The sequence below is a fragment of the Bacillus sp. CGMCC 1.60114 genome, from assembly GCF_042676365.1.
In the GTDB taxonomy this organism is placed as follows: Bacteria; Bacillota; Bacilli; order Bacillales; family Bacillaceae_G; genus Bacillus_A; species Bacillus_A rhizoplanae_A.
This window is the reverse complement of the sequence record NZ_JBHTHG010000107.1, coordinates 212,242-229,754: the sequence shown is the minus strand read 5'-3', so window position 1 is coordinate 229,754 and position 17,513 is coordinate 212,242. Positions and strand designations below refer to the sequence as shown.

Annotated in this window: 13 protein-coding genes; 12 read left to right on the top strand and 1 reads right to left on the bottom strand. The window is 35.7% G+C overall.

Going from position 1 to position 17,513, the window contains the following annotated elements; genetic code table 11:
* Position 1: 1 nt before the first annotated feature.
* The 8 genes from parC to ACFQZ1_RS16130 all read left to right on the top strand — a co-directional run bounded on the left by parC (position 2) and on the right by ACFQZ1_RS16130 (position 10,195).
* Entirely contained in the window at positions 2–2,425 is a 2,424-nt protein-coding gene (gene parC, locus ACFQZ1_RS16165) for a DNA topoisomerase IV subunit A (protein WP_377883225.1), read from the top strand.
* 142 nt (positions 2,426–2,567) lie between these two features.
* Positions 2,568–3,776 carry a branched-chain amino acid ABC transporter substrate-binding protein gene (locus ACFQZ1_RS16160; RefSeq protein ID WP_377883223.1) on the top strand — a complete coding sequence of 403 codons (1,209 nt, stop codon included), beginning with the start codon at positions 2,568–2,570 and terminating at the stop codon, positions 3,774–3,776.
* A gap of 65 nt (positions 3,777–3,841) precedes the next feature.
* Entirely contained in the window at positions 3,842–4,828 is a 987-nt protein-coding gene (locus tag ACFQZ1_RS16155; protein WP_377883221.1) for a branched-chain amino acid ABC transporter permease, read from the top strand.
* A gap of 9 nt (positions 4,829–4,837) precedes the next feature.
* On the top strand, positions 4,838–6,121 hold the full coding sequence (locus tag ACFQZ1_RS16150; protein WP_377883220.1) for a branched-chain amino acid ABC transporter permease: 1,284 nt from the start codon (positions 4,838–4,840) through the stop codon (positions 6,119–6,121).
* Positions 6,122–6,131: 10 nt separating this feature from the next.
* Entirely contained in the window at positions 6,132–6,908 is a 777-nt protein-coding gene (locus tag ACFQZ1_RS16145; RefSeq protein ID WP_377883218.1) for an ABC transporter ATP-binding protein, read from the top strand.
* A 60-nt stretch (positions 6,909–6,968) separates the two neighbouring features.
* A complete protein-coding gene (locus ACFQZ1_RS16140) occupies positions 6,969–7,673 on the top strand; it encodes an ABC transporter ATP-binding protein (protein WP_377883216.1) in 705 nt (234 codons plus the stop codon).
* 159 nt (positions 7,674–7,832) lie between these two features.
* Positions 7,833–8,861 (top strand): oxidoreductase, encoded by a 1,029-nt coding sequence (locus ACFQZ1_RS16135; RefSeq protein WP_377883214.1) that lies wholly within the window; start codon positions 7,833–7,835, stop codon positions 8,859–8,861.
* A 194-nt stretch (positions 8,862–9,055) separates the two neighbouring features.
* The gene (locus ACFQZ1_RS16130) at positions 9,056–10,195 is read left to right on the top strand and encodes a branched-chain amino acid ABC transporter substrate-binding protein (protein ID WP_377883281.1); all 1,140 of its coding nucleotides are present in this window, start codon (positions 9,056–9,058) and stop codon (positions 10,193–10,195) included.
* A gap of 30 nt (positions 10,196–10,225) precedes the next feature.
* Here ACFQZ1_RS16130 and ACFQZ1_RS16125 read toward each other — a convergent pair whose 3' ends face one another.
* Entirely contained in the window at positions 10,226–10,816 is a 591-nt protein-coding gene (locus ACFQZ1_RS16125) for a TetR/AcrR family transcriptional regulator (protein WP_377883212.1), read from the bottom strand.
* Positions 10,817–10,979: 163 nt separating this feature from the next.
* On the opposite strand from ACFQZ1_RS16125, the gene ACFQZ1_RS16120 reads away from it, so the two are divergent.
* The 4 genes from ACFQZ1_RS16120 (at position 10,980) to ACFQZ1_RS16105 (ending at position 17,391) form a co-directional block, all read left to right on the top strand.
* Positions 10,980–11,870, top strand: coding sequence for an ABC transporter ATP-binding protein (locus ACFQZ1_RS16120; protein WP_377883210.1), 891 nt, complete (start codon positions 10,980–10,982; stop codon positions 11,868–11,870).
* Positions 11,867–12,673, top strand: coding sequence for an ABC transporter permease subunit (locus ACFQZ1_RS16115; RefSeq protein WP_377883208.1), 807 nt, complete (start codon positions 11,867–11,869; stop codon positions 12,671–12,673). The genes ACFQZ1_RS16120 and ACFQZ1_RS16115 overlap by 4 nt, the downstream gene beginning before the upstream one ends.
* A gap of 774 nt (positions 12,674–13,447) precedes the next feature.
* Positions 13,448–15,154, top strand: coding sequence for a peptide ABC transporter substrate-binding protein (locus ACFQZ1_RS16110; RefSeq protein WP_377883207.1), 1,707 nt, complete (start codon positions 13,448–13,450; stop codon positions 15,152–15,154).
* Between the two features lie 530 nt (positions 15,155–15,684).
* Complete coding sequence (locus tag ACFQZ1_RS16105) at positions 15,685–17,391, top strand: peptide ABC transporter substrate-binding protein (protein ID WP_377883206.1); 1,707 nt, start codon at positions 15,685–15,687, stop codon at positions 17,389–17,391.
* Positions 17,392–17,513: the final 122 nt, after the last annotated feature.

The following is a 17,513-nucleotide window of genomic DNA, read 5'->3' as shown; positions in this document are numbered from 1 at the left end:
CATGCAAGCAGAGAAGTTTCATGACCTCCCGCTTGAAGATGTGCTTGGTGACCGCTTTGCACGTTATAGTAAATATATTATTCAAGACCGTGCGCTGCCAGATGCACGCGACGGTTTAAAACCAGTACAACGCCGCATTTTATATTCAATGTATGTAGAAGGAAACGTACATGATAAGCCGTTTCGTAAGTCTGCCAAAACAGTTGGTAACGTAATTGGTAACTATCATCCGCATGGTGATTCGTCCGTGTATGAAGCGATGGTACGTTTAAGTCAAGATTGGAAAGTACGAAATGTATTAGTTGAAATGCATGGAAATAATGGTAGTGTCGATGGTGATCCGGCAGCGGCGATGCGTTATACAGAGGCTCGTTTATCACCAATTGCTTCTGAGTTATTACGTGACATTGATAAAGAAACAGTGGAATTTGTTTCAAACTTTGATGATACAAGTGAAGAGCCAGTTGTATTACCAGCTATGTTTCCAAATCTTTTAGTGAACGGATCTACGGGAATTTCAGCTGGTTATGCAACAGAAATTCCACCACATCATCTTGGAGAAGTTATCGATGCAACAATGCTGCGAATTGATAAACCAAACAGTACTGTAGACGATTTATTAACGCTGATTAAAGGGCCAGACTTCCCGACAGGTGGGATTATCCAAGGGCTTGATGGGATTAAGAAGGCGTATGAAACAGGAAAAGGAAAAATTATCATCCGCGGAAAAGCGGAGGTTGAGACGATTCGTGGTGGGAAGCAGCAAATCGTAATTACAGAAATTCCTTACGAAGTAAACAAAGCAAATCTTGTGAAGAAAATGGATGAGCTACGTTTAGATAAGAAGCTAGATGGAATTGCTGAAGTTCGTGATGAAACGGATCGTACAGGTCTTCGTATTGTTGTCGAATTGAAAAAAGATGCAAATGCAGAAGGTATTTTAAATTATTTATATAAAAATACAGATTTACAAATACCATATAACTTCAATATGGTAGCAATTCATAATCGCCGCCCTACATTAATGACATTACCAAAGATTTTAGATGCATATATTGGGCATCAAAAAGAAGTTGTAACACGTCGTTCGCAATATGAATTGCGAAAAGCGGAAAATCGTCAGCATATCGTGGAAGGTTTGATGAAAGCTTTATCAATCTTAGATAAAGTCATTGAAACAATTCGTGCTTCTAAAGATAAACGTGATGCGAAAAATAATTTAAGTGCAAGATTCTCCTTTACAGAAGCACAATCAGAAGCAATTGTATCACTGCAATTGTACCGTTTAACAAATACAGATATTACAGCATTAGAAAAAGAGGCCGAAGAGCTACAAACGAAAATTACAGAATTACAAGCGATTTTACAAAGTGAAAAAAGACTTCTTCAAGTGATTAAATCGGACTTAAAGAGAGTAAAGAAAACGTATAGTGATAATCGTCGTGCTGTAATTGAGGAAGAGATTGAAGAAATTAAAATTGATGTGGAAGTGATGATTCCACATGAAGATGTCATCGTTACTGTAACGAAAGAAGGATATGTAAAGCGAACTGGTTGGCGCTCGCATAATGCATCGAACGGAAAAGACTTCGGTATGAAAGAGGGCGACATCTTACTCGAACGCTTCGACACAAATACAACCGCGACAATTCTTTTATTTACAAGTAAAGGAAACTATATTTATCTTCCAGTATACGAAATGCCAGATATTCGCTGGAAAGATCTAGGTCAGCACGTTGCGAATATTGTTTCGCTTGACCGAGATGAAACACTCGTCTTTGCAACTGTTGTTCCGAATTTTGAAGAAGAGAAACGATTTATTACGTTTGTTACAAAAAATGGAATGATTAAGAAGACAGAACTGAATCAATATAAAGTGCAGCGCTATTCACGTGCATTTGTCGCGGTTAATTTAAAGAAAGATGATGAAGTCGTTGATATTTTTGTTACAGATGGAACGCAAGATATTCTTCTTGCAACGCACGGTGCATATGCACTTGTTTTCAATGAAGAAGAAGTGAGTCCAGTCGGTGTGCGGGCAGCTGGTGTAAAAGGAATGAATGTGAAGGAAGATGACTACGTTGTATGCGGTCTTCCTATCAATTCTGAGAAAGATCAGCTTGTTCTCGTTACGCAACGAGGCGCAGTAAAGCGATTAAAAGCAGCAGAAATTGAAAAATCGACGAGAGCAAAACGAGGACTCGTTATCTTTAAAGAATTGAAAAAAAATCCATACCGCATTGTCGGTGTAGAAGTTGTTCGAGCAGATGAAGTTGTTTGTATGCGAACAGAAAAGCAGATAATAGAAGAAATTGATCCGAATACACTTCGTAATAAGGATCGTTACAGTAACGGAAGTTTATTAATAGATGTAAGTGATGTTGGTCTTGTTGTGGAAACGTGGTCGCAGAAAAAAGAACAGTAAGAAAACGCCCGACTTATATAATAAGTCGGGCGTTTTTGTCTAAATTTGTCTGAAGAATAGTAGTTGTACAAATAAAGCACTTCCATTATTATTTAACTAAATATTTTAAATATTTAGAAAAAACTAAAATGGGGGTATATGGGTGATAAAAAAGAAAAATTTTGCTTTTGTTCTTTCGGCGGTATGTATGTTTGGCTTATTAACAGGATGCAGTGATAAAACAAATGGTAATGCTGATACAGCAAGTACGGGAGGTGGGGATGGAAAGGTCATAAAAATTGCGACTCAATCACCGCTTTCTGGTGGTTCAGCAACGCAAGGGGAAGCAATTAAACTTGGTGCACAGCTGAAGATAGAAGAACAAAAAGAAGAGTTTAAAAAATTAGGATATGAACTAAGGCTTGTGCCCTATGATGATCAGGCTGATCCGAAAAAAGGTGTTGCAAACGCGCAAATTATTGGCGCGGATAAAGAAATACTCGGTGTCGTTGGACATATGAATTCAGGAGTTGCAATTCCATCTTCTGAAGTGTACGAGAAAAACAATGTTGTTATGGTATCACCTACAAATACTGCTGTTGAAGTAACGGATCGTAATTTGAAAGTAGTAAATCGTATATGCACAAGAGATGATTTTCAAGGTCCTGCTGGAGCAGAGTTTGCGTTGAAAACACTGAAGGCAAAAAGTGTTTTTATTATTGATGATAAAACAGCTTATGGAACAGGTTTAGCAAAAGCGTTTAAAACAGAAGTTGAAAAATTAGGTGGAACGATTGCAGGTTATGAATCTATTACGGTCGGGGAAAAAGATTTTAACGGTGTGTTAAATAAAGTATTGGCGAAAAAACCTGATTTAATTTACTTTGGTGGTCTATATGCAGAAGGTGGACTGTTAGTGAAACAAGCACGTGAAAAAGGTCTTACGATTCCGTTTATGGGCGGTGATGGTATGGATTCAGCAACGATGGTAGAAATTGCAGGTAACTATATCGAGAACACGTATTACACTTCTATCGCTGCTGACCCGAAAACAACGGAAAAAGGAAAGAAGTTTGCGGATGATTATAAGAGCAAATTTAATAAAGAGGTAGAAGGATATTCAGCTTATGGTTATGACGCTGCGGGTGTACTTCTGCAAGGAGTGAAAGATGCGATTAAAGCAAATAACAACAAAATGCCAACAAGGCAACAAGTGCGCGATACTGTTCGAAAAACAAATAATTTTGAAGGAGCGGTAACAAACGTAGGGTTTGATAGCAAAGGTGATAATAAGTTTGCAAAAGTATATATTTATAAATTTGCAGAGCAAAAATATCCAGGAAGACAAGAAGGAGAAGTAGATAAAAAGTAAGATGATATGGTACGGTGCTTATGTCCCGTACCTTTTTTAGAGAAAAATAAAGGGGAGGAATTTATATGTTCGGAGAAATCATGCATACGCTTCCTCAAGTGCTAATTGACGGATTAACACTTGGTGCAGTGTATGCGGTTGTCGCATTAGGATATACGATGGTATATGGGATATTAGAACTTATCAATTTTGCTCACGGAGAAATTTTTATGACTGGTGCTTTTATTGGCACAACAATTTTTCTTGTTTTTATGGGGTTTGGTTGGATGACGGTTATGCCAGCTCTGCTAGCATTGTTACTTGTTTTAGTTGCAACATCTCTTATAACGGGTTTTCTTGGGATGGGGATTGAAAGGGTTGCGTATCGACCGCTTCGAAAAGCACCGAAACTTATTACGTTAATCACAGCAATTGGTGTGTCTTTTCTATTGCAAGATATTGTTCGTTTTATTGCCGAATTAAAAAAAGGAAATTACATCATAACCGGTCCTACCTTATTCAGTGATCAAATTACAGTACAAGCTTCAGCGATTATGTCTTCTTTTAATAATGCTCAACTAAAAACATCTTCACTTATTCTACTCGTGCTTGCGGTTATTATGATGCTCTCTTTAGATTTTTTCGTCAATAAAACAAAGTGGGGAATGGCGATGCGTGCTGTTGCACAAGATCGCGATACCGCTTCGTTAATGTCAGTAAATGTGAACAAGGTGATTTCTCTTACGTTTTTTATCGGTTCTGCACTTGGCGGAGCAACAGGTGTACTGTTTGCTGTGCAATATGGAACAATTGATCCATACATTGGCTTTATTTTAGGATTAAAAGCTTTTACGGCAGCTGTTTTAGGTGGAATTGGTAATATTCGAGGTGCAATGGTTGGGGGTATATTGCTTGGACTGTTAGAAATGTTCGCGGCTGCAAATTTATCCATCTTATCTTCTGGAATATTTGGAGCTGAATATAAGGATGTGTTTGCCTTTGGAATTTTAATTCTCGTTTTAATTTTTAAACCAGAGGGCATATTCGGCAAAGCAGTTGCCGAGAAAGTGTAGGTGAAGATAATGAAAAAATGGCTAGAAATGATAAGGGAAAATCCGAAAATTCAACTTGTATTATTAGTCCTTTATATTAGTATAACTGCTGCAAGTTTATATTTTGCACAAAAGTCAGTAACTGCATTTCTATTATTATTATTGTCTCTTTTATTATTGTATTACACAAATTTGCAAAGTAAATGGAAATGGTTGATAGGATTATTTGTGTTAGTCATATTGCTTCCATTCACAGCAAGCGGTGGTCCTGCTTATCAGTCTTATATGGAAGTGGCAACATTAGTTGGGATTTATATTGCAATGGCACTGGGGTTAAATATCGTTGTTGGCTTTGCTGGATTGCTAGATTTAGGATTTGTTGCTTTTTTTGCAATAGGAGCTTACACATACGGTATCTTTGCAACAGCTCAAGCAAATAACTTTATGCCATTTGGGCAATATCCATTGTCAGGAGAAAGTTTTTGGATTTTTATTTTGCTAGGCGGTTTTATTGCAGGGATATTTGGAGTACTACTTGGTATCCCGGTATTGCGTGTGAAAGGTGATTACTTAGCAATTGTGACACTTGGATTTGGAGAGATTATTCGTATTATCTTTAATAATCTAGATAAACCAGTTAATATTACGAATGGTGCTATGGGCTTATCTTCTGTAAAGCCACCTTCTTTATTCGGGTTTACATTTTTGCAATCAAGTCAAGTGTACTACATTGTGCTTGGTATTTTACTACTCGTAATTTTTATTGTAAAACGACTAGAGTTTTCGAAAATAGGCCGTTCTTGGAAGGCGGTTCGTGAAAATGAAATTGCCGCTCAAGCTATGGGAATTCCACTTGTGAAAACAAAATTGTTAGCGTTTGCAATTGGTGCATCATTTTCTGGAATGATGGGTGTTGTTTTTGCTGCAAAACAAACTTTTGTCGATCCAACAAGTTTTACGCTGCTAGAGTCGATTACAATTCTTGTTATGGTATTACTTGGTGGTATGGGGAGTGTGCCTGGGGTTATTTTAGGAGCAGCTGTTATGACAATTTTAAATTTACAAGTACTTACTGAATTAACAAACTGGCTAAACCAATTAAACTTAAGTGGAACGATTGCAATCCCGGATGCACTTTCTCCAGCTAAGATGCAGCGTTTCATCTTCGGTGGAATTTTAATTTTATTTGCTTTGTATCGACCACAAGGACTCATACCTGCGAAAAATCGAAAATTCAGTGAGGAGCAGCTAAAAAAAGAGAGGGAAAAACAAATCGAATCGCAAACACAAAAAGAGAAAGTGTTTGGAGCCTAGGGGGAAGAAGATGGCGATTTTAACAGTTCAAAATATTACGAAGCGGTTTGATGGGCTTATTGCAGTGAAAAGTGTTGATATGAAAGTAAAAAAAGGATCAATTACAGCAGTGATTGGCCCGAACGGAGCAGGGAAAACGACGTTTTTTAATATGGTAACAGGTGTGTATAAGCCAGATGAAGGTAACATTTTACTTGGCGAGGAAAAGATAACTGGTTTGAAGCCGCATGATATTTCAAAGCATGGTATTGCTCGTACGTTCCAAAATATTCGTCTTTTTAACAATATGACGGTACTTGAAAATGTGATGGTAGGGCTTCACAATCATTTAAAAAGTAATCTTTTGGGGATTTTGTTGCATCTGCCAAGAGTAAAGAGAGAAGAAGAACGAGCGCAGCAAAAAGCATATGAGCTTTTAGAATATGTTGGTTTAGCTCACTTATTAAATGAAGAAGCGCAAAATTTATCGTACGGGGCACAGCGGCGCCTTGAAATCGCTAGAGCGCTCGCGGCGAAACCGCAAGTATTATTATTGGATGAGCCAGCAGCTGGGATGAATCCGAAGGAAACGAAAGAGTTAACAACACTTATTAACCGTATGCGTGAAGAGCTAGATGTAACAATTGTATTAATTGAACATGATATGAAGCTTGTCATGGAGATATCTGAGCATATCATTGTGCTAGATCATGGTGAAAAAATTGCAGAAGGAAGACCGGAAGATATTCGTAACAATCCAAAAGTTATTGAAGCGTATTTAGGGAAAAGCGCAGTGTTAGAAAAGTAATGCAGGACAAAGTAAAGAGCATGCTTCAAAATTGCTAAAAGAAATAAAAAGGAGGGAAGTATGTTGCTAGAGCTTACAAATATAAATGCGTATTATGGTGGCATTCATGCATTAAAAGATATTAATATTTCTGTAGAAAAAGGCGAAATTGTAACACTTATTGGGTGTAACGGAGCTGGAAAATCAACGACATTAAAGACGATTAGTGGTCTAGTTATACCGAAGTCAGGAGAAATTTCATTTGAAGGGAAACAGATTACGAAACAATCCCCGCATGTAACAGCTTTATCTGGAATTGCTCATGTACCAGAAGGGAGACGTATTTTTTCACGCCTAACAGTAAAAGAGAATCTAGAGATGGGAGCATTTTCAGTAAAGGATAAAAAAATAGTGAAGGAACGGATGGAGCGCACCTTTCACTATTTCCCAAAGTTAAAAGAACGGCTAGAACAAAAGGGCGGTACGATGAGTGGTGGTGAACAGCAAATGCTTGCAATTGGACGTGCGCTCATGAGTGGTCCTCATTTACTTATGTTAGATGAACCTTCAATGGGACTTGCACCAATTATTGTTGAGCAAATCTTTGAAATTATTTCAGAGCTCAATAAAGAAGGAATGACAATTCTACTTGTTGAACAAAATGCGTATCAAGCGTTACAAATTGCACATCGTGGATATGTGATTCAGACAGGGGAAATTAAAATGGTAGGAGAAGGAAAATCATTGATGCATAATGAATTTGTGAAAGAAGCGTATTTAGCATAATATGAGGGCTACCCTAATTAGGGTAGCCCTCATATTATGCTAATCTATGTTACCATCATCACTAAAGGGCAATTTATAAAAGCAAAACATTATGTAGAAAATAGATAAGTTGATATAATAAAAGTTCATCATATTCCATACATAATTTGGAGGGATTTTATGAATAAAATAGGTGTTGGTATTGTAGGTTACGGCTTTTCTAGTACAACCTTTCATATTCCGCTGTTACAGACAATCGAAGACTACGAAATTCGCGCAATTGTGTCTTCACAAGAAGAGAAAGTAACGGCATCATTTCCACATGTAGAAGTTATGAAAACAATTGACGAGCTTATTATGAAAGAGAACATAGATCTTATCATTATTACATCTCCTAATACAACGCACTTTGAATATGCAAAAAAGGCAATTCTCCACGGGAAACATGTTGTCGTTGAAAAGCCTTTTGTTGTTTCTGTTGAAGAAGGGGAAGAATTGATAACACTAGCGAAGCAGCATGGTGTTGTGTTAAGTGTATATCATAATCGCCGCTTAGATAACGATTTCAGAACGGTTCAAAAACTATTACAAGATGATAAAATCGGTAAAGTGTATACGTATGAGGCTCATTTTGATAGATTTCGTCCGCATGTTCGCGATCGCTGGAGGGAACATAAATTACCGGGATCAGGGATGTTGTTTGATTTAGGCTCACATCTTATTGATCAAGCGTTACATTTATTTGGAATGCCGAGAGCAGTTTATGCAGATATTATCAACCAGCGCCCAGGATCACAAATAGATGATTATTTTCATATCATTCTTCATTATGAAGAAATGCGTGTTATTCTTCATAGCAGTAGTCACGTTAAATATGCAGGTCCTCATTTTAGCATTCACGGTGAAAAAGGCTCGATTGTTAAATATGGAATGGATTCCCAAGAAGAGCAACTAAAGGCGGGAATGAAGCCCGGTGATGAGGGCTATGGAGAAGATGCTATGAACATGTATGCAATTCTTTCCACAGAGGAACAAGAAATTCGGGTTCCAACAGAAATAGGGTGTTATGAAAACTATTATAAAGGTGTCCGAGATGCGATAATGAAACAAGAAATGCCACCTGTTACTGCTGAGGAAGCCCTAAATGTCATTCGTGTTATTACAGCTTGTTTACAAAGTAGTCAGCAAGGAATTATAGTGAAATGGTAGAGTCAGCGCATGCGCTGACTCTTTTTGTATAGTAGCAAATCATGTCGGAATTTTACGAGAAAACGCTAACGATTTTTATTGTACAACCTTTTTGTATGGATTAATATTTTAAATATTAGAAATATTACAAAATTAGGGGGAGTACTGTGAAGAAAAAGATATCGCTTTTGTTATCAGGTGTTTTATTAGCGGGAATGATGGCGGGATGTAATGCGGATTCAGCTTCTACTAAAACTGAAACAAAGGAAAGTAAAGTAATTAAAATTGCTTCTGAATCCCCTCTTTCTGGCGGATCTGCTGCGTTTGGAGAAGCCATTAAGCTTGGAACGCAGCTTGCAGTAGATAAACAAAAAGAAGAGTTTAAAAAATTAGGTTTTGAATTGCAATTTGTTCCGCAAGATGATCAAGGTGACCCGAAAAAAGGGGTTGCTAATGCTCAGTCTGTCGCAGCTGATAAAGAAGTATTGGGTGTTGTAGGACATTTAATGTCAGGTGTATCTATTGCCGCTTCTGAAACATATGAGAAAACAAATCTTGTTATGGTATCACCATCGAGTACAGCAGTTGAATTAACAGAACGTGGATTAAAGTCTGTTGCACGTCTTGTTGCAAGAGATGATTTCCAAGGTCCAGCGGCAGCGAAATATGCGCTTGAAACAGTAAAGGCAAAAAATATTTTTGTAATTCAAGATAAAACAGCATACGGTACAGGGTTAGCCGATGCATTTAAAAAAGAAGCAGAAAAGCTAGGAGCAAACATTGTCGGTTATGAAGGGATTACAGTTGGAGAGAAAGATTTTAGTGGTGTATTAAATCAAGTTGTCGCGAAAAAGCCAGATCTTGTTTATTTTGGCGGTATGTATTCAGAAGGATCAGTTTTAGTAAAACAAGCACGTGAAAAAGGGGTTACAGCACCAATTATGGGTGGTGACGGTATTGATTCTCCAACAATGGCAGAAGTTGCAAAAGATGGATTAAAAGATACGTATTATACAACAGTAGCGACAGCACCAACAGTAACAGAGAAAGGAAAAGTATTTGTCACAGAATATAAAGAGAAGTTTAAAAAAGATGTGGAAGCATACTCTGCATATGGATATGATTCAGCTGGTGTTATTTTACAAGGAATTAAAGATGCTATTAACAAAAATAATGGTAAGTATCCAACACGTGAACAAGTACGAGATGCGGTTCGTGCTATTAAAGAATACGATGGCGTTATTACGAAAGTAGCTTTCGATGATAAAGGTGATAACAAATTTGCAAAAGTTTACATTTATAAGTATGAAGGTGCAAAATATCCAGGAATGCAAGAAGGAGAAGTAAGTAAATAATGAAAAAACCCGGCCTCTGCCGGGTTTTTTTTAGTTCGGATTAGAAAGTCCGTAGAAAAACATTGTGAGGATTTCTTTTGTTTGTTGTTCACGATGTTCACCAATTAAGTGTGCAATGAATTGATCACTCATTTTAGAAAACGTATTGATATATAACAAAATCATATCTTTTGAAAGATTGGGGTTAATTTCTTTTTTCTGCTGTGCTTCTTCTATGAAGTGAAGAAAAAGGGGAAGCGCTGTGTCCTTTTGATATGTAAATAGAAAATTACGTAATTCTTCATCTGTTTGCATCGCTTGTTCAATCATTTCAGGATGAAAGATGTTCACACTTTGTAATTTTCGAGTCATAATACGATGTATTTTTTCTTTAAAAGATAAGTCACTCGTTAACAGTTCTTCATAATAATGAACTTCTTGAATGGTAAACTCTTGAATAAGTTCACGAAATAAAGCATCTTTACTTCCAAAATGATTATATATTGTAACTTGTGAAACCTTCGCTTGTTTTGCAATATCTTCAATTTTTACTTCTTTATATCCATATTTAGAAAACAATTCTAATGCAGCTGCTTTAATAGCCTGCTTTTTCTTTTTTTTCACCTTCTCAAAACCGTTCATATGAATCACCTCCACTTAAATATACAAGATGCTAAGAAAGGAAACAATAATTTTGAAATATAGTCTTTGTTAAATTTCAAAAAATATTGATTCTCTTATAACAGAGGGGTATAATAATTTTGAAATATAAAATGTTTAATATTTCAAAAAATGAGGTGGAATCATGTTAAACGTTCAAAATGTCACAAAAAAATTTTCAAACGGAAAAGGCTTATTCGATGTTTCATTTCAAGTAAAAGAAGGCGAAGTATTTGGTTACTTAGGACCAAACGGAGCAGGAAAATCAACAACAATTCGCAATTTAATGGGATTTATACAACCCACTTCTGGAACGGCGACAATGTTCGGATTGGATTGCTGGAAGGATGCGGCTGATATTCAAAAAAGGGTTGGATATTTACCAGGAGAGATTTCTTTTATAGAAGGAATGAATGGATTGGGATTTTTGCAACTTATGCAAGGAATGCGTGGTATGAAAAGTAATGGTCGACGTGATGAACTAATTGAACGCTTTCAGTTTGATGTGAAAACGCCCATTCGAAAAATGTCCAAAGGAATGAAGCAAAAAGTAGGGATTGTAGCAGCTTTTATGCACGATCCTGAAGTGCTCATTTTGGATGAGCCGACTTCAGGTTTAGATCCGCTTATGCAGCAGTTATTTGTTGATCTTATATTAGAAGAGAAGCAAAGAGGGAAAACAATTTTTATGTCGTCTCATATTTTTACAGAAATTGAACGGACATGCGATCGGGTAGGGATTATTAAAGAAGGAAAGTTACTGACAGTAGAAAATATTCATGACTTGAGAGCAAAACAACGACAAGTTATTGATGTGACAGTATCCTCACCAGAACAATTGCAAGCATTACAGAAAACGGCACTACAAATTGATAGTGTGCAAGGGAATACAGCCTCGATTATTGTACAGGGAAATTATAATGAGCTTCTTCAAACATTAGCGCAGCACGATGTAATTGGTTTTCAGATGAGAACAATGGATTTAGAAAATATCTTTATGCATTACTATGATGAGGAAGGAGCGAATCGGTTATGAGTAAAGCATTATTTGTTGCTAGTTTAAAAGCAAATGCCAAAATGATTTTGAACTATGCTGTCGGTTCAGTTCTTTATTTATGGTTACTAATTTGGATCTTTCCATCATTCTCATCTGTAAAGGGATTAGATGAAATACTGAAAGCAATGCCTCAAGGGGTATTAAAAGCAGTGGGATTCGAAAAAGGGATTGAACAATTGAATGATTTTTTAGCTGGAGAATATTATGGTTTAATCTTTGTTTTATTGTTAATGATATATAGTATTTTAGCCTCAACCCAACTAGTTGCTCATCTAGTTGATAGAGGTTCAATGGCTTATTTATTATCCACATCTGTTTCGCGTACAAAAGTAATTTTGACACAAGCATCTGTCTTAATTATAGGGTTATTTACGATCGTTATGGCTACTTATTTTGGCGGTTTAGTTGGGGCAGAATGGCTAATTGAAAAAGTGTCCCTTGATCAAGTATTATTTTTCAAACTCAATATTCTTGGTGGACTTGTATTTCTTGTTATTTGTGCATATTCATTTTTCTTTTCCTGTTTATTTGATGATGAAAAGAAAGCACTAAGTATTTCTACAAGTATAACAGTATTGTTTTATGGACTGGATATGTTAGGGAAATTAAGTGATAAATTGGAATGGATGAGAAATCTATCTATATTTAGCTTGTATCGCCCGCAAGAAATTGTTGATGGAACATATAACATATGGCCTGCAAGCATGGGTCTACTTGCAGCATCTTGTATTCTCTTTGTAATGGCTGTTATGTTGTTTAAGAAAAGAGATTTACCTCTATAAAGATGTTTTGTAAACATGATATAAAATACAAACAACCTTATTTCGCTATTCAACTGAAATAAGGTTGTTTTTTAATCTTTTCATCTTGTAATCATCTCTTCATATTTAAAATAACAATACTCGTTTCTGAGAATGCTCATTTAAAATGATATATTCAAGTGGAACAAACGACATCCCCCCTTTCTATTTAGGGGGAGGACGAGAGCGTCTGGCCGTGCATAGAAACGGTCAGGGCATTTTCCTGCCACTTGCGAGGTTTAAAACAAAGGGAGCAACTGAGTACAGGGCATGTTGTATTTTGTATAGCATCGACTTATATTTCGAAAAAAAACAAAATGGGATTATTTGATGTGAGGGAGAATAAGGAGGTTGCCATTGTTGTGAGTAGTAAAAATAAATGTATCAGATAAAACATGAGAAAGTTTTTTCAGCAATTCGAGAGGAACAAAGAAAAGGGCTAAAAAGAAGATATGCATAAGAATACAATACCACTCAAATAATTGTTTTGAATGAGTTTAACAAAGCAGTAATAAAAAGAGTTATAGCACACATTTAGTGAGGAGATGCTTTTTTCGTAGTGTATTTCATGGAATGATTATTAATATTACTGTAATAAAATTATTTTTTGATTTTTTTGATAATATAACTTTACAAAGCGGGGAAAATTAGTAGAATATTAATTGGTAGGAATTTTCTGATAATTATATAGAAACATAAAGTTATCAAAAATTTTCTCGTAGGTAGTATCGTACATAAAATTAGGGAGGGTACAAAATGAAAAAAAAGATGAAAAAAATCACAGCTGTAGTAGTACCAGTATTAGCGATGAGCGTAGCACTAACAGCATGTTCTGGGGCAGGGGACAAAAAAGCAAGTACAGAGCCAAAAAATGGAGACAAACAAATAGAAGGTAAGTTAGCAGCAAAACAAGTATTAAATTTAGTAGAAGCAAATGAAATTCCTACAATGGATGTTTCAAAATCATCAGATACAGTTTCTTCCCTTATGTTAGGGAATACGATGGAAGGTTTATATCGTCTTGATAAAGATAATAAGCCTACTCCAGGTGTCGCAGAATCTTATAAAAAGAGTGATGATGGTAAAAAATATACATTTAAACTTCGTAAAGACGCAAAATGGTCAAATGGTGATCCTGTAACAGCGAAAGATTTCGTATTTGCGTGGCAACGTCTGTTAGACCCAAAATCGGCTGCTGAATATGCATTCATTATGTATGATGTGAAAAATGCAAAAGCGATTAACGAAGGGAAATCACCAGTTGACTCTTTAGGTGTAAAAGCAGTAGATGATTATACATTAGAAGTAGAATTAGATAACCCTGTTCCGTATTTTCTTGGCTTAACAGCATTTACATCTTTCTTACCATTAAATGAGAAAGTTGTAAAAGAAAATGGAGATAAATATGGTCTAGAGGCTGATAAGATGGTTTATAATGGACCATTTAAAATGACAGAATGGAAGCATGAGCAAGGCTGGAAAGTACAGAAGAATGATCAGTACTGGGATAAAGCGACAGTTAAGTTAGATGAAATCAATTGGGTCGTTGTAAAAGAACAATCTACTCGTGTGAACCTATATGAAAGCGGTCAACTTGATCGCGTCGGTTTAACAGCTGAATACGTTGATAAATACAAAGCAAATAAAGATGAATTTGGAACGCAGTTAGAACCGGCAACGTACTTCTTACGTTTAAATCAAAAGCGTAATGGTCAAGATACAGTACTTAAGAATAAGAAAGCTCGTGAAGCAATTGCAATGGGCTTTGATAAAAAAGCATTAACAAATGTTATCTTAAATGATGGTTCTAAACCAGTAGACGCTCTTGTTCCAGAAAAGTTTGCTGCTGGCCCGGATGGAAAAGATTACCGTGAAACATTTAAATCCACAGGCGTAAAAACTGATGTAAAGAAAGCGAAACAGCTTTGGGAAGAAGCGAAAAAAGAATTGGGTAAAGAAGAAATAGCAATTGAGTTCTTAAACTATGATACGGATAGTGCAAAGAAAATTGGTGAGTACATAAAAGAACAGCTTGAGAAAAACTTACCAGGTTTAAAAGTGAATATTAAGCTTCAGCCGTTCAAGCAAAAATTAAAATTAGAAACAGCACAAGATTATGATATGTCTTATGCGGGTTGGAACCCAGATTATGCGGATCCAATGACATTCTTAGATATGTTCCAAACAGGAAATCCACAAAACGAAATGAGCTATTCAAATGCGAAATATGATGACATCATTAAGAAATCTCAAGGTGAATTGCTAACAGATCCGAAAAAACGTTGGGAAGAAATGGGGAAAGCTGAAAAAATCCTAATTGAGGATGAAACAGCAATCGTACCGATGTTTCAAAGCGCAAGAGCATTCTTGCAACGTCCTACTGTACACAATATTTATAAGCACAATGTTGGTAGCCAATTCAGCTACAAATGGGCATATATCACTGAAAAAGAAGGTAAATAACCATTTGAAAAGAGGATGCGATATCGTATCCTCTTTTCACTGTACACATTTTGACATGTGATGAATACATATGCAGTACTATACAAAATAGAAGTTTCACTTTATTTCATAGAATGATTATAAAAATTACTGTAATAAAATAATTTTTAAATTTTTTTAATAACGAGAAAGTTTTGTTAGAAATACAAGAGTACAAAATGAAAGTATCACAAAGTGGATATGTATAAGAATGCAATATCTAGTAAATAATAGTTTTATATATTTTTTTGAAAATAGTAATAAACAAAAGGATTTAAGCATCCATATAGTAAAGGGATGCCTTTTTTTTCTTGAGTTATTTTACAGAATGATTATAAATATTACTGTAATAAAATAATTTTTTAAATTTTTTTAATAATAACACTTTACAAAATCAAAAAAATTAGTAGAATATTAATTAATAGAAATTTTCTGATAACTATATAGAAACATAAAGTTATCAAAAAGTTTCTCAAAAGTAGTATCGTACATAAAATTAGGGAGGGTACAAAATGAAAAAGATTAAAAAAATCTCAGCTGTAGTAGCACCAGTGTTGGCGATGAGTGTGGCTCTAACAGCATGTTCAGGGGCAGGGGACAAAAAAGCAAGCACAGAGCCAAAAAATGATGAGAAAAAAACAGAAGGTAAGTTAGCATCCAAACAAGTGTTAAACTTACTAGAAACGCAAGAAATTCCGTCTATGGACTCTTCTAAAGCAACAGACGCAGTGTCTTTCCTTGCTTTAAATAACGTAATGGAAGGATTATATCGTCTGGATAAAGATCAAAAGCCAACTCCAGGTATGGCTGAATCTTTTAAAAAGAGTGATGACGGTAAAACATATACGTTTAAGCTTCGTAAAGATGCGAAATGGTCAAATGGAGATCCTGTAACAGCGAAAGATTTCGTATTTGCATGGCAACGTTTATTAGATCCAAAAACGGCTGCTGAATACGCATTTATTATGTATGATGTAAAAAATGCACAGGCAATTAACGAAGGGAAAGCACCAATTGATACTTTAGGTGTAAAGGCTGTTGATGACAATACATTAGAAGTACAATTAGACAACCCGGTTCCATATTTTATTGAATTGACAACATTCGGTTCTTTCTATCCATTAAATGAAAAAGTTGTAAAAGAGAAAGGCGAAAAGTACGGCTTAGAAGCAGACAGCCTAGTTTACAATGGTCCATTCGCTATGACAGAATGGAAACATGAACAAGGTTGGAAGCTGAAGAAAAATGATCAATATTGGGATAAGAAATCAGTTAAGTTAGAAGAAATCAACTTTAATGTTGTAAAAGAGTTATCTACTCGTGTTAACTTATATGAAAGCGGCCAAGCTGATCGCGTTACTTTAGCTGCTGAATATGTTGATAAATATAAATCGAAGAAAGATGAATTTGGTAGCTATTTAGAGCCATCTACATTCTTCTTACGATTAAACGAAAAACGTCTGAAACAAACAGACACACCGCTTCAAAACAAAAAACTTCGTCAAGCGATTGCAAAAGGATTCGATAAGAAAGCGTTGGCGAACGTAATCTTAAATGATGGTTCTAAACCAGCTGATTATCTTGTACCAGCTGATTTCGTAAAAGGTCCAGATGATAAAGATTTTCGTAAAATCAACGGAGATGTAAAATCTGTAACATATGATGCGAAAGAAGCGAAAAAACTTTGGGATGAAGCGAAGAAAGAGTTAGGTAAAGACGAAGTAACAGTTGAATTATTAAACTACGATACTGATAATGCGAAGAAAATTGGTGAGTACTTAAAAGAGCAATTAGAGAAAAACTTACCAGGCTTAAAAGTCAACCTGAAAAACCAACCATTTAAGCAAAAATTAAAATTAGAAACAGATCAAGACTTTGATATCTCTTACGCTGGTTGGGGTCCTGACTATGCAGATCCAATGACATATATCGATATGTTTGAAACAACAAACTCTCATAACCAAATGAGCTACTCAAATAAAGAGTATGATGACATTGTTAAAAAAGGTAAAACAGAATTGTTAACACAAGAGAAAACTCGTTGGGAACAACTTGGAAAAGCTGAGAAGATGTTACTTGATGATGCTGCAATTGCACCGTTATACCAACGCGGAACTTCTTATTTACAACGTCCAACTGTACACAACATTATCAAGCATAATGTTGGTGGTGATTTCAGTTACAAGTGGGCATATATCACTGAAAAAGAAGATAAATAATCATTCGAAAAGGGGATGCGGTATCGCATCCTCTTTCTCTATGTGCACATTTTGAGGTGAGATGAATACATATGCAGTACTACAATAAATGGAAACATTCATTGATTGATATTTCTGTTAAT

Coding starts and splice junctions, on each gene's coding strand:
- parC (WP_377883225.1), top strand. CDS start 2: ATGCAAGCAGAGAAGTTTCATGACCTCCCGCTTGAAGATGTGCTTGGT.
- ACFQZ1_RS16155 (WP_377883221.1), top strand. CDS start 3,842: ATGTTCGGAGAAATCATGCATACGCTTCCTCAAGTGCTAATTGACGGA.
- ACFQZ1_RS16150 (WP_377883220.1), top strand. CDS start 4,838: ATGAAAAAATGGCTAGAAATGATAAGGGAAAATCCGAAAATTCAACTT.
- ACFQZ1_RS16145 (WP_377883218.1), top strand. CDS start 6,132: ATGGCGATTTTAACAGTTCAAAATATTACGAAGCGGTTTGATGGGCTT.
- ACFQZ1_RS16140 (WP_377883216.1), top strand. CDS start 6,969: ATGTTGCTAGAGCTTACAAATATAAATGCGTATTATGGTGGCATTCAT.
- ACFQZ1_RS16135 (WP_377883214.1), top strand. CDS start 7,833: ATGAATAAAATAGGTGTTGGTATTGTAGGTTACGGCTTTTCTAGTACA.
- ACFQZ1_RS16130 (WP_377883281.1), top strand. CDS start 9,056: ATGATGGCGGGATGTAATGCGGATTCAGCTTCTACTAAAACTGAAACA.
- ACFQZ1_RS16125 (WP_377883212.1), bottom strand. CDS start 10,816: ATGAACGGTTTTGAGAAGGTGAAAAAAAAGAAAAAGCAGGCTATTAAA.
- ACFQZ1_RS16120 (WP_377883210.1), top strand. CDS start 10,980: ATGTTAAACGTTCAAAATGTCACAAAAAAATTTTCAAACGGAAAAGGC.
- ACFQZ1_RS16115 (WP_377883208.1), top strand. CDS start 11,867: ATGAGTAAAGCATTATTTGTTGCTAGTTTAAAAGCAAATGCCAAAATG.
- ACFQZ1_RS16110 (WP_377883207.1), top strand. CDS start 13,448: ATGAAAAAAAAGATGAAAAAAATCACAGCTGTAGTAGTACCAGTATTA.
- ACFQZ1_RS16105 (WP_377883206.1), top strand. CDS start 15,685: ATGAAAAAGATTAAAAAAATCTCAGCTGTAGTAGCACCAGTGTTGGCG.